Below are 12,974 nucleotides of genomic sequence, written 5' to 3'. Positions count from 1 at the left end.
GACTCGCCCCGCCCCGGGGCTGCTTAGGGATATCGACCATGCAATGGATGTTCATGTTGATCGGGCTGGTGCTCGGTGGACTGCTCGACGAGTCATTCAGCGGCGCGCTGTTGGGTGCGCTGCTGGGGCTGGTCATCGGCCAGGCGCTACGCATTGCGCGCCTCGGCTCGCAGGCGGCGGAGCAACAGCGTCAACTCGAGCAGGTGCGCGAAGCCTTGCAAGGCGTGGCCCAGCGGCTGTTTGTGCTGGAAGGTTCGCCCTCCCATGCGCCCGCGCCGCCACCTGAAGCCGAGCCAGTCGCCGCGCCCGTCGACGTGGCTGAGCAGGCAGCCCAGCCCCCTGAGCTGATCTGGGAACTGCCCCCCGAACTCGAACCGATTTCCGCCGTCGCCCGCGAAACCAGCCAGCCGCTGCCCGCCGATGTCTGGCGCGCCGAACCGGCCCCCGTTGCACCACCGCAAAAACCCGCCGAACCCCGTGGCCCGAACCTGATCGAACGCGGCATCAGCGCTGCGCGCAATTGGCTGTTCGGCGGCAACACGGTGCTGCGCGTCGGCGTGGTGCTGCTGTTTTTCGGTCTGGCATTTTTACTGCGTTACGCCACCGAAGGCATGGTGGTGCCGATCGAGTTGCGATACGCCGGCGTCGCGGCAGCGGCGTTGGCTCTGCTTGCGCTGGGCTGGTGGCTGCGCCGACGCAACAGCAACTATGCGTTAATGCTGCAAGGCACCGGGATCGCGGTGTTGTACCTGACGGTGTTTGCGGCGATGCGTCTGCATCCGTTGCTTGATCCGTCCGCTGCACTTGGTTTGCTGGTCGCGGTGACGGTGTTCTCGGCCATTCTGGCGATTACCCAGGACGCGCTGGGGTTGGCCGCAGCGGCGGCACTCGGTGGTTTCGCTGCGCCGATTCTGACTTCTACCGGCGAAGGCAATCACGTCGCACTGTTCAGTTATTTCGCCTTGCTCAACGCAGGCATTCTCGCCATCGCCTGGTTCAAGGCCTGGCGCCTGCTCAACCTGATCGGTTTCGTCGGCACCTTCGGTATCGGTTTCGCCTGGGGCCTGCGTTCCTACACGCCGGAGCTGCTGTGGAGCACCGAGCCGTTCCTGATTGTGTTTTTCCTCATGTACCTCGCCATCGGCCTGCTGTTCGCCCGGCGCAAATTGCGCGACCTGCAGGATGCTCCGGCGGAGGCTGATCGCGAGGCGCTGCTGCAATGGTCGGCCCGCAAGGGTGATTATGTCGACGGCACCCTGCTGTTCGGCCCGCCGATCATTGGCTTCGGTTTGCAGTTTGCGTTGGTCCAGCACCTCGAATTTGCGGCGGCGTTCAGTGCGTTGGCGCTGGGCATGATCTATATGGCGCTGGCCAAAGTTTTGATGGGCGGGCGCGCGATGCTGCTAGGTGAAACCTGCCTGGCGCTGGGAGTGATTTTTGCCAGTCTCGCGATTCCGCTGGGGCTCGATGCGCGCTGGACTTCTGCGGCGTGGGCCGTGGAAGGCGCAGGGATTTTCTGGCTTGGTTTACGTCAGCATCGACCGTTTGCCCGGGCCTTTGCCTTACTGCTGCAACTGGGTTCGGCACTGGCATTTCTCAGCCAGCTGCAACTCGGCGAGAGCAGCCTGCTCGACGGCGCACCGCTGGGCGCGCTGATGCTTGGCGCCGCGCTGCTGTTCAGTTTCTTCCAACTGCGCAAGGCTACGCCCGAGCAAACATTGCCGTGGGAAAGGCAAGGACTACCAGTGCTGGCGTGTCTGGGCCTGACGTTCCTTTATCTGCTGGCACCGTTGTTCCTGTTCATCCAGGGCACGGCAATCAGTTGGGCGTTGGCCGGGTTGGCGACTTTGTTCGTGGGGCTGCGGATTCAATCACGCACATTCCTGTTCACCGCGTTCGCCGTGCAGTTGCTGGGCGGCGCGTTGTTCCTGCTGCGCCTGCAAACTGCCGGTGAAGATTCGGCGGCGGTGTTCAGCGCTGGCTGGAGCGGCTTGCTCAGTGCATCGCTGATCGGTCTGGCCTTGATTGGCGGCATGCTGCTGGCGGCGCGGGACGAGATGGTGCGCGGCGATGTGCGCCTGCTGCGCGGCTTGTCGGTGGTGCTGCTGGCCGGCTTGGTACTGATCAATCTGGCGGTGCTGTTCGTGCTGCCGTGGCAAACCGCGAGCGCGGTGTGGGCGGCCAGCGGTTTGCTGATCATCTGGCTGAGCCCGTACCTGCAACAGCGTCTGAGTTTCGTTTTCGGGCTGCTGTTGCAGGTGGTCGGCGGCGCAGCGTTTCTGCTCGCCGGCCCCGAATGGCTCGGGCCGTTGTCTAGCGAAGGATTGAAACCATTGGCCCATGGCGGATTCTGGACGCCGCTGGTGCTGGGGCTGGCCGCGCTGATCGGCGCGTGGCGCTTGCAATTGGGCAACCATGCCAGTGCTTTTGATGCCTTGAGTTTGCAACGCTTGTCGCAAGTGCTGCTGGTCTGGGGCGCCGGTTGGTGGACGCTGGCGTGGGTCAGCGAGATCCTGCGTTTCGCTTCGCCGAACCTGCAAGGCACATTGTTGCTGCTGGTCGCTGCGATCAGTGTGGCGCTGTGGACGGTGTTGTCGTTGCGCCTGAGATGGCCGGCGCTGGGCTTGCTCTGCACTTTGCTGATTCCGGCGGCGGCGCTGATTCTGCTCGGCGCGTGGCATGCACGCTATCACCCGGCTGCCGACTTCGGCTGGCTGGCGTGGCCGGCGCTGTTCGCGGTGCATTACTTCAGCCTGCGCCGCTTGGCTTCGCTGTTGCCGGCGCGCGCATTGAGCGCGGCCCATGTGCTCGGTTGCTGGCTGCTGATTGGCGTGCTGGCGCTGGAGTTGCGTTACGGCCTGCTGTTGTTGTCCGAGCAGTACAACGCGTGGCGCTGGCTGGGCTGGGCGATTCTGCCGAGCCTCTATCTGTTGCTGATGGCTGCACCGCGCAACTGGCCGTGGCCGGTGGCCGCATTTGCTCGGGAGTACCGCTTGTATGCGGCGGCACCGCTGGCGGTGCTGATGCTGGCGTGGTTCTGGCTGGCCAATGGCGTCAGCGATGGCAATGCCGAGCCGTTGCCTTACGTGCCGCTACTTAACCCGTTGGAGTTGGGTCTGCTGTTTGCGCTGTTCGGCGTTTATATCTGGTCACGCAGCGCCGTTGCGCAGTTGTCGATCCGTCAGGATCATGCCGACCACGCCACGCAACTGATCGCCGGGGTTTCGCTGTTCGCCTTCTGCACCGCGCTGGTCACCCGCGCGGCGCATCACTGGGCCGGCATCCCGTTCGAGCTTGATCAACTGCTCGCGTCGATGCTGGTGCAGGCCGGCCTGTCGATCGTCTGGACGTTGATGGCCCTGGGACTGATGATCGGCGGCCATCTGCGCCATCGCCGCGAAGTGTGGCTGATCGGCGCGGCGCTGATTGCGCTGGTGGTGGCCAAGCTGATTTTTGTCGAACTGAGCAACCGTGGCGGTCTCGCCCGGATCGTCTCGTTTATCGGTGTCGGGGTATTGCTGCTGGTGGTTGGCTACTTCGCGCCGCTGCCACCCAAACGCGTCGAGGCTGAACCGGTGGCGGACAAACCCGCGCCGGATACCGAAGGAGTTGCATCTTGAGTCGCATGCTGAATCTGGGGTGGTTGGCGCTGGGCGTGGTGATGGTCGCTGGTGCTCAGGAAAAACCGGCGGACTTCGCCACGCAAGTGCCGTTGACGGTGAGCGGCAATGGCCCGTGGTATCGCCTCGACTTGCCGCTGAGCGCGCAATTGCAGGCGCGCCAGACCGATCTCAGCGACCTGCGTGTGTTCAACGCCGCCGGCGAAGCGCAGGCCTATGCCTTGGCTCGCGAATCGGCGCAGACCCGCGACGACGGCAAGCTGCACGAGGTCAAATGGTTCCCGCTGTACAACGCCGCCGACGCCAGCGAGCGCGCGCCGAATGTGCGCGTGCAGTCGACCACCAACGGCACCTTGGTCGAAGTGCAACCGTCCTCGCAGCTGGAGGCGGGCGAAGAAGTGCTGCGCGGCTGGCTGCTCGATGCCAGTGCGATAAAGGCACCGTTGCAGCAGTTGATCCTCGACTGGACCAGCGAGCGCGACGGTTTCCAGCGTTTCAGTATCGAGGCCAGCGACGATCTGCAGCACTGGCAGTCATGGGGCGAGGGCCAAGTGGCGCGGCTGACCTTTTCCGATGAGCGCATCGAACAGCATGAAGTGACCCTGCCGGGGCAGACCGCGCGCTATGTGCGCCTGCTGTGGGAGTCGCCGGGTTCGGCGCCCGTCCTGACGTCGGCGCAATTGAAAAGCAGCGACCCGCGCAACCTGCCGCTGCCCTTGGTCTGGTCGCCCAGCGTGGCCGGCAGCAGCACCAAGTCCGGGGAATACATCTGGCAGCTGCCGATGGGGCTGAATGTCGAGCGGGTGCAGATCGAGCTGAAACAGCCGAACAGTCTGGCGCCGGTCACGTTGGCCGGCCGGCGCGAGAGCAACTTGCCGTGGCAGACGCTGAGCAGCGGTTTGCTGTATCGCCTGAGCCAGAACAATCAGGACGTGGTGCAGAACGAAATCCCGCTGTCCGGGCAGACCGTGCAGCAACTCAAGCTGACCGTGGATGAGCGCGGCGGCGGTCTGGGTGAGCAGGCGCCGGACCTGAAATATGCGGTGCGCGCCACGCAAGTGATCTTCCTAGCCCGGGGCGAAGGGCCGTACAGTCTGGCCTTGGGCAATGCCACGGTGAAAACGGCGAATCTGCCACTGGCAACGTTGATTCCGGACTTCAAGCCAGAAAGGCTGGCGAGCCTGGGCAAGGCGACGGTGCAGGGCGAAGCAGTGGCCACGCAAACCTCAACGGCGACGACGGCTGCGGTGGCCGGGACCAACTGGAAGAAGTTCGGGCTGTGGGCGGTGTTGCTGCTCAGTGTGGTGTTTCTCGGGGCGATGGCGTTCAGCCTGTTGCGCAAGCCGCCTGCCAATACCTGAGCATGGCGGCGCTTTGCGCCGTTCGCGAGCGGGCTCCCACAATGGAATGCATTGCCCTGTGGGAGCGAGCCTGCTCGCGAAGGCGCCCGGGCAAACACTGAAAATCCTCAATCGCTCATGCCGAACCGAACTACGCTCAATCCGACACCTGAACTCTCCACCTACAATCACGTCTCATACAGGCAAATACATCCAGGCGCACGTTAGCCGGCGTCTTCGCTCGCTAGGTTTTCAGACTCCCTGTAAACTGCGCGGGTTTTCCGCCCCCCCATTCCACCGGAGCCGTCCATGTCCCGCGTTACCTTGAGTCGCTATTTGATTGAGCAGACCCGCAGCAACAACACTCCTGCCGATCTGCGCTTTTTGATCGAAGTGGTAGCGCGTGCCTGCAAGGAGATCAGCCACGCCGTGTCCAAAGGCGCCCTGGGTGGTGTTCTGGGCAGCATGGGCACCGAGAACGTGCAAGGCGAAGTGCAGAAGAAGCTCGACGTGATCTCTAACGAGATCCTGCTCGAAGCCAACGAATGGGGCGGTCACCTGGCCGGCATGGCGTCCGAAGAAATGGACAATGCCTACCAGATCCCGGGCAAATACCCGAAAGGCGCGTACCTGCTGGTGTTCGACCCACTGGACGGCTCGTCGAACATCGACATCAATGCCCCGGTCGGCACGATCTTCTCGGTACTGCGTTGCCCGAACGAATACCTGAGCCAGAACGAGCCGCTGAACGAAAAAGCCTTCCTGCAGCCAGGCACCCAGCAAGTGGCCGCCGGTTACGCCATCTACGGCCCGCAGACCATGCTGGTGCTGACCCTGGGCGACGGCGTCAAAGGCTTCACCCTCGATCGCGAAATGGGCAGCTTCGTCCTGACTCACGAAGACATCACCATCCCGGAAACCACCCAGGAATTCGCCATCAACATGTCCAACCAGCGTCACTGGGAAGCCCCGGTGCAGCGCTATGTCGGCGAGCTGCTGGCCGGTGAAGAAGGCCCGTTGAAGAAGAACTACAACATGCGCTGGGTCGCGGCGATGGTTGCCGACGTCCACCGTATCCTGACCCGTGGTGGTCTGTTCATGTACCCGCGCGACAGCCGCGAGCCGTCGAAACCGGGCAAGCTGCGCCTGATGTATGAAGCCAACCCGATGTCGTTCCTCGTCGAACAAGCCGGCGGCGCGTCCACTGACGGTCACCAGCGTATTCTCGACATCCAGCCGGAAGGCCTGCACCAGCGCGTCGCCGTGTTCCTAGGTTCGAAAGAAGAAGTCGCCCGCGCCACGGCTTACCACAAGGAATAAACCATGCACGCGCCCTGGCAGCCGTTGCTCGACTGGTGGTTCGGACATGCCGAATCAGCCAACGAAGTGGCGGCCGAAAAGGGCAAGTTGTGGTTCGGCAAGCGAAACAGCCAAGACCTCGAAGCGCAGACGCGTTTCGGGGTCTTTGTCGATCAGGCCCTGGCCGGCGAATTGACTGAGTGGACGCAATGTCCCGAAGGCTGGCTGGCGGTAGTGCTGCTGCTCGATCAGCTGCCGCGCATGATCTATCGCGACACTCCCAAAGCCTTTTCCGGTGATCTGCGCGCTCAGAAGCTCGTCGCTCAAGGCATTGCAGCGGATTTCGATCGGCAGTTGAAACCGATTCAGCGTGTGTTCATTTATCTGGTGTTCGAGCACTGCGAAAACCTCGCGGTGCAGAACGAAGCCGTTTCCAGATTTATTGAATTGGTGGCTGAACAGCCAGAGTCGGAGCGGGCGGTGTTTGCCGATAACCTGGACTACGCCGAGCGGCATCGGAAGGTGATTGCCCGGTTTGGAAGGTTTCCGCATCGCAATGCGGTGTTGGGGCGGGAGTCTACGTCTGAGGAATTGGAGTTCCTGTCCAGGCCCGGCTCAAGATTCTGAATCTTCAGTGCGGTTTATGCCGCTTTCGCGAGCAGGCTCGCTCCCACAATTGAAATGCATTCCACTGTGGGAGCGAGCCTGCTCGCGAAGAGGCCTGAGGCTGCAGCTTAGATCCTGAAGCTGCCGACCAGATGCTTCAACCGCGCCGCCTGCTGCTCAAGGTCCGAACACGCGCGCAACGTCGCCTGCAAGTTCTCCACGCCTTCCTGATTCAGCGTGTTGATCTCGTTGATATCAACGTTGATCGACTCGACCACGGCGGTCTGTTCTTCGGTCGCGGTGGCTACCGACTGGTTCATGCCGTCGATTTCGCCGATGCGCTGGGTCACGCTGCCCAGACGCTCGCCGGCCTGGTTGGCGATGCCGACGCTGCTTTCGCTCTCGCGCTGGCTCTCGGTCATGATGGTTACCGCCTGGCGTGCGCCGACCTGCAGCTCTTCGATCATCTTCTGCACTTGCTGCGCCGAATCCTGGGTGCGGTGCGCAAGGTTGCGCACCTCGTCGGCGACCACGGCGAAACCGCGTCCGGCCTCACCGGCACGCGCGGCTTCAATGGCGGCGTTGAGTGCGAGCAGGTTGGTCTGCTGGGAAATGCTGGTGATCACTTCGAGAATCTGGCCGATGTTCACCGTGTTGCTGTTCAGCGTTTCGATGTTGCCGCAGGAATCGCTGATCTTCGCCGACAGTTGTTGCATGGCGTGGATGGTTTTATCCACCACCTGCTGGCCGTCGACCGCGAGGCTGCGCGCATCGCTGGAATGCTGCGAGGCGAGCGCGGCGTTCTGGGCGATTTCCTGGGCGGCGGCGCCGAGCTGATTGATCGCGGCGGCGACGCTGTTGGTGCGGCTGGCCTGCTGGTCGGAGTTGTACATCGACGAGTTCGAGGCAGCGACCACACGCAGGGCGACTTCGTTGACCTGGCCGGTGGCCGAGGACACTTCGCGGATCGACGTATGAATGCGTTCGACGAAGCGGTTGAACGACGTACCCAGCGCGCCGAATTCATCATTGCCGTGAATCACCAGACGTTTGGTCAGATCGCCTTCGCCTTCAGCGATGTCATGCATCGCACGGCCCATGGTCAGCAGCGGTTGCATCAGCACGCGAATCAGCATGCCGAGCAGGCCGATGATGATCAACACGGCGATGACCATGGCGATCAGTGCCGAGGTGCGGAATTCGCTGAGCATCGAGAACGCGGTGTCTTTGTCGAGCACCAGCGCCACGTACCAGTCAGCCGATGGCACGCCGTTGACGTGGGTGAATGAGATCAACTGGGTCTTGCCGTCGAACTCGACTTCTTTCAGGCCCGGGCTGACTTTGGGCGCACCGTTCGGATAAGCCTCGGCCAGTGTTTTGAGCACCAGCTTGCTGTCCGGGTGAATCAGGATTTTCCCTTCGGCGCTGACAATGAATGCATGACCGTGGCCGCCGAAGTTCAGCGAGTTGATGATCGCGCTGACGCTGGTCAGATCGATGTCGGCACCGGCGACGCCGAGCATCTGGCCCTGACGTTGTACCGGGGTGGCGACGGTGATCACCAGTTTGCCCGACGAGGCGGCGATGTACGGTTCGGTGACGATGGTCTGCTGCGCGCTGTTGGCCGCTTTGTACCAGCCGCGCGCCCGTGGATCGTAGTCCGGCGCACGGTTGCCGGCCGGCACCGAGAACATCACGCCGTCGGCACCGCCAAAATAGCTGAGCTGGAAATTGCCGGTGTAGGCGGGCAGGTCGATGATGCGCTTGAGGCTGGCGGGCGCGTTGCCGTCGACGGCGACTTGCTGCGACAGCGATTGCAGCAGTTGAATGCGACTTTCCAGCCAGGTCTGGATGTTGCTGGTGGTCAGGCTACCCAGTTCCTGCATGGTCGCTTCGGTGCTGCTGCTCAATGCCTGACGCTGGCGATAGTCGTTGAAGAGGATGAAACAGGCGAACGCAACGGCCACCACAAGGGCAGCAGCCAGCAAAATCTTGTGGCTGAATTTCATGTTTCTGGTCATCGAATGAACTACCGCGAAGGGGCTGGTCAGGAAAGGGCGGCAATTTGCCATATTCGGCAGCGTTGCGCTGCTCTTATTTTCGACCGCGCCGCGCCAAAGATTAGGCGTTTGCAGGGAAAGTCGACGAAATGCTCGACGGCTTCACAAAGTTTTTGATTTACCGACAAAAGCCGGACGGGCGGGCTGATAAATAGGCGTTCGGTCACGGAACCAGATGACACTTTTCTCTTCTAAGCTTCTGGTTGGCACCATGCCATCCCCCCTCGTTCCAGGAGTTTCACCATGTCGCTGCGATCTATCGCCCTGCTGTCGTTTTGCGTGCTGTTGGCCGCATGCAGCAAGGTCAATCAGGAAAACTACTCCAAGCTCTCGGCCGGCATGGCCAAGTCCGAAGTGGAAACCCTTCTCGGCAAGCCCACCGATTGCTCGGGCGCGCTCGGTATGTCCAGCTGCACCTGGGGCGACAAGAACAGCTTTATCAGCGTGCAATACGCCGGTGACAAAGTGCTGATGTTTTCCGGCCAAGGCCTGAAGTAAACCGGGGCTTCGCGCCCACGGAGAAAAAAATGAAGCGGTTATTGCTGATCCTTTTTGCTGGCCTGGTACTGGCTGGCTGCGCCACTTCCGGCGTCGACCCGTTGGCGCCCAAGACCGTCAACAGCGTCAATCTCAAGCGTTATCAGGGCACCTGGTATGAACTCGCACGCTTGCCGATGTACTTCCAGCGCCACTGCGCGCAATCCGAAGCCCATTACACCCTCAAGCCTGACGGTAATGTCGGCGTGCTCAACCGTTGCCTGACTCCGGAGTGGCAGTGGGAAGAAGCCAAGGGCACGGCTTATCCACAAGTGCCGGGCAAGACCGACAAGCTCTGGGTCGAATTCGATAACTGGTTCTCGCGTCTGGTGCCGGGTGTGGCGAAGGGCGAGTACTGGGTGTTGTACGTCAGCGACGATTACAAGACCGCCATCGTCGGCGATCCGAGTCGCAAGTACCTGTGGCTGCTGTCACGCACACCGACCGTCAACGGCGTAGTGCGTGAAGAATTGCTGAGCAAGGCGCGTCAGCAGGGTTACGACACCACACGCCTGATCTGGCGCGCGTCGGATCGGCAGATGGCCAAGACCTCCAATTAAGCCTCGATACAAATCAACTGTGGGAGCGAGCCTGCTCGCGAAGAGGGTGTATCAGTCGACCTGAATACGGACTGATACACCGAGTTCGCGAGCAGGCTCGCTCCCACAGTTTAGTTTTGGGTCAGCCCAAGAGATCGCGCAGGACCTGGGTGAAGGCTCGGGCGCTTTGCTCTTCGCCAGCATGCCGGCCATCGCGCACCACCCATTGACCATTGACCAGCACATCGCGCACCTGGCGATCGCCGCCGGCGAACAACCAGCGATTGAGAATCCCGTCCCCCGCAGCCGTCGCCAGATACGGATCGCTACCGTCCAGGACAATCCAGTCCGCGCGCTTGCCCACTTCCAGCGCACCAATCGGTTGACCCAGCGCCTGCGCGCCGCCGTCCAGCGCCGCGTCATACAGCGTGCGGCCGACCATCGGCTGCTGCGCGCCATACAAGCGATTGCGCCGCTGGTCACGCAGACGCTGGCCATATTCCAGCCAGCGCAATTCTTCCACCACGCTCAGCGACACATGGCTGTCGGAGCCAATGCCCATGCGCCCGCCCTGGGCAAGAAAGTCCACCGCCGGGAAAATCCCGTCACCCAGATTCGCTTCAGTGGTCAGGCACAGCCCGGCGATCGCGCGACTGTTGGCCATCAGAGTGACTTCTTGCGGATTGGCGTGGGTTGCGTGGACCAGACACCAGCGCTGATCGACTTCAGTGTTCTCGTACAGCCATTGCAGCGGACGACGACCGCTCCAGCTCAGGCAATCGTCGACTTCCTTTTGCTGTTCGGCGATGTGTATGTGCACCGGGCATTGTTTGTCACTGGCCGCCAACACTTCGCTGATTTGTTGTGGCGTCACCGCCCGCAGCGAGTGGAAACACAGGCCCAGCGATTGCGCCTTTTGCTGCGCCAGTAATGGCTGCAACCGCGCTTGCAGATTCAGATAGTTTTCAGTGCTGTTGATAAAGCGACGCTGGCCATCGTTTGGCGTCTGCCCGCCGAATCCGGAATGACTGTAGAGCACTGGCAGCAGGGTCAGACCGATGCCGCTTTCGCTGGCGGCCTGGCTGATACGCAAAGCCAGTTCGGCAGGATCGGCATACGGCTGGCCGTTGCTGTCGTGGTGCACGTAGTGAAATTCGGCGACCGAGGTGTAACCGGCCTTGAGCATTTCGATGTACAGCTGACGGGCGATGATGCCGAGCTGATCCGGGTTGATTTTTCCGACGAGGCGATACATCAGATCGCGCCAGGTCCAGAAACTGTCGTTGGGGTTGCCGGCCACCTCGGCCAATCCAGCCATGGCACGCTGGAAGGCGTGGGAGTGCAGATTGGGCATCCCCGGCAGCAACGGCCCGCGCAGCCGCTCGGCTTCGTCTGCGCTGGAATCGGCCTGGATTCGGGTCAGCAGGCCATCGGCGCTGACCTCGAGACGTACATTTTTGGCCCATCCGTTAGGCAGCAGTGCGCGTTCGGCAAAGAAGGCGGACATCGTTCGGCACCCCATCGTGTGTTATTTGTATATACATATACAGACGTTTGCCTGCCCGGTAAACTCCGGCAAGCTAGTCACTTTCATCCAATGAACAGGGATCAACCGTGCCGACTCCGCCTCCAGTTTCTCCGTTGGCCGCGAACATGGGCGACAGTCCGGCGCCCTTGTACGCCCGCGTCAAACAGATGATCACCCAGCAAATCGACAGCGGTAATTGGCCGCCGCACTACCGCGTGCCGTCCGAAAGCGAACTGGTCAGCCAGCTCGGCTTCAGCCGCATGACCATCAACCGCGCCCTGCGCGAGATGACCGCCGACGGCCTGCTGGTGCGCATGCAAGGCGTGGGCACGTTTGTCGCCGAACCGAAGAGCCAGTCCGCGCTGTTCGAAGTGCACAACATTGCCGACGAAATCGCCTCGCGCGGGCATCGCCACACCTGTCAGGTCATCACCCTCGAAGAAGAGGCCGCCGGTTCCGAACGCGCGCTGGCGCTGGACATGCGCGAAGGCCAGAAAGTCTTCCACTCACTGATCGTGCATTACGAAAATGACATCCCGGTGCAAATCGAAGACCGTTTCGTCAACGCCCTGGTCGCGCCGGAATACCTCAAGCAGGATTTCACCCTGCAAACGCCCTATGCCTATCTCAATCAGGTCGCGCCGCTGACCGAGGGCGAGCACGTGGTCGAAGCGATTCTTGCCGAGCCGTCGGAGTGCAAGTTGCTGCAGATCGAAAAGGGCGAGCCGTGTCTGCTGATCCGTCGGCGGACTTGGTCGGGGCGTCAACCGGTGACGGCGGCACGTTTGATTCACCCGGGTTCGCGTCATCGTCTGGAAGGGCGCTTTCACAAATGAATCAGATAAAGGTTTTACGCGCCGAAGGCTACCCGCGCATGCCGTGGAAAAACGGCGGCGGCAGCACCGAGGAAATCACTCGGGATGCGGGCGCTGGCCTGGACGGTTTCGGCTGGCGCCTGTCAATTGCCGACATCGCCGAATCGGGCGGTTTCTCGACATTCGCCGGTTACCAGCGAGTGATCACCGTGTTGCAGGGCGACGGCATGACCCTGTGCGTCGACGGTGACGCTACCCGCCCACTGTTACCGCTGGACCCGTTCGCCTTCAGCGGCGAAAGTCAGGTGTCCTGCACCTTGCTCGGCGGTGCGATTCGCGATTTCAATCTGATCTACGCGCCGCAACGTTACAGCGCACGGTTGCAGTGGTTGGCCGGTGAGCAGCGGTTTTTCAGCTCGGCATCGACGGTGCTGGTGTTCAGTGTCAGTGAGCGGATGGACGTGCGTGTTGGCGACGGCGTTTCGCAGCTCGGTCGGCATGATTGCCTGCAGCTGGACGGCAACAGTGGGCTGGTCGAAGTCTCTACCAACGCCGCATGCTGCGTGATCGAACTCCTCCAGAACTGAACACACCCTGTGGCGAGGGGATTTATCATCGCTGGGTCGCGAA

General features: G+C 61.9%; 10 protein-coding genes. 8 read left to right on the top strand and 2 right to left on the bottom strand.

The annotated features are described in order from the left end of the window. Positions 1–38: 38 nt before the first annotated feature. The 4 genes from AC0Z5Z_RS07255 (at position 39) to AC0Z5Z_RS07240 (ending at position 6,886) form a co-directional block, all read left to right on the top strand. A complete protein-coding gene (locus tag AC0Z5Z_RS07255) occupies positions 39–3,620 on the top strand; it encodes a DUF2339 domain-containing protein (protein ID WP_485610910.1) in 3,582 nt (1,193 codons plus the stop codon). Next, positions 3,617–4,981 (top strand): DUF3999 domain-containing protein, encoded by a 1,365-nt coding sequence (locus AC0Z5Z_RS07250; RefSeq protein WP_485610909.1) that lies wholly within the window; start codon positions 3,617–3,619, stop codon positions 4,979–4,981. The genes AC0Z5Z_RS07255 and AC0Z5Z_RS07250 overlap by 4 nt, the downstream gene beginning before the upstream one ends. A gap of 288 nt (positions 4,982–5,269) precedes the next feature. Continuing rightward, positions 5,270–6,280, top strand: coding sequence for a class 1 fructose-bisphosphatase (locus tag AC0Z5Z_RS07245; protein ID WP_016772098.1), 1,011 nt, complete (start codon positions 5,270–5,272; stop codon positions 6,278–6,280). Positions 6,281–6,283: 3 nt separating this feature from the next. Next, a complete protein-coding gene (locus tag AC0Z5Z_RS07240; RefSeq protein ID WP_252883024.1) occupies positions 6,284–6,886 on the top strand; it encodes a DUF924 family protein in 603 nt (200 codons plus the stop codon). Positions 6,887–6,993: 107 nt separating this feature from the next. Here the strand turns inward: AC0Z5Z_RS07240 and AC0Z5Z_RS07235 are convergent, their stop codons facing one another. Continuing rightward, complete coding sequence (locus tag AC0Z5Z_RS07235; RefSeq protein WP_224789889.1) at positions 6,994–8,886, bottom strand: methyl-accepting chemotaxis protein; 1,893 nt, start codon at positions 8,884–8,886, stop codon at positions 6,994–6,996. Between the two features lie 282 nt (positions 8,887–9,168). On the opposite strand from AC0Z5Z_RS07235, the gene AC0Z5Z_RS07230 reads away from it, so the two are divergent. Together AC0Z5Z_RS07230 and AC0Z5Z_RS07225 are read left to right on the top strand one after the other, a co-directional pair. Further along, the gene (locus AC0Z5Z_RS07230) at positions 9,169–9,423 is read left to right on the top strand and encodes a hypothetical protein (protein WP_016772095.1); all 255 of its coding nucleotides are present in this window, start codon (positions 9,169–9,171) and stop codon (positions 9,421–9,423) included. A gap of 29 nt (positions 9,424–9,452) precedes the next feature. Continuing rightward, positions 9,453–10,022, top strand: coding sequence for a lipocalin family protein (locus tag AC0Z5Z_RS07225; RefSeq protein WP_016772094.1), 570 nt, complete (start codon positions 9,453–9,455; stop codon positions 10,020–10,022). Positions 10,023–10,143: 121 nt separating this feature from the next. Here AC0Z5Z_RS07225 and AC0Z5Z_RS07220 read toward each other — a convergent pair whose 3' ends face one another. Beyond that, positions 10,144–11,508: a formimidoylglutamate deiminase gene (locus AC0Z5Z_RS07220; RefSeq protein ID WP_485610908.1), complete on the bottom strand. Its 1,365-nt coding sequence runs from the start codon at positions 11,506–11,508 to the stop codon at positions 10,144–10,146. A gap of 146 nt (positions 11,509–11,654) precedes the next feature. Between AC0Z5Z_RS07220 and hutC the strand changes: the two genes are divergently transcribed. Both hutC and AC0Z5Z_RS07210 read left to right on the top strand, forming a co-directional pair. Then, positions 11,655–12,365, top strand: coding sequence for a histidine utilization transcriptional repressor HutC (gene hutC / locus AC0Z5Z_RS07215; protein ID WP_162803449.1), 711 nt, complete (start codon positions 11,655–11,657; stop codon positions 12,363–12,365). Further along, positions 12,362–12,931: a HutD/Ves family protein gene (locus tag AC0Z5Z_RS07210; RefSeq protein ID WP_485610907.1), complete on the top strand. Its 570-nt coding sequence runs from the start codon at positions 12,362–12,364 to the stop codon at positions 12,929–12,931. The genes hutC and AC0Z5Z_RS07210 overlap by 4 nt, the downstream gene beginning before the upstream one ends. Positions 12,932–12,974: the final 43 nt, after the last annotated feature.

This window comes from Pseudomonas sp. 1L-E-NC-VB-C3 (genome assembly GCF_057291535.1).
The sequence above is the reverse complement of the archived record's forward strand: the minus strand, read 5'-3'. Positions and strand labels throughout refer to the sequence as shown.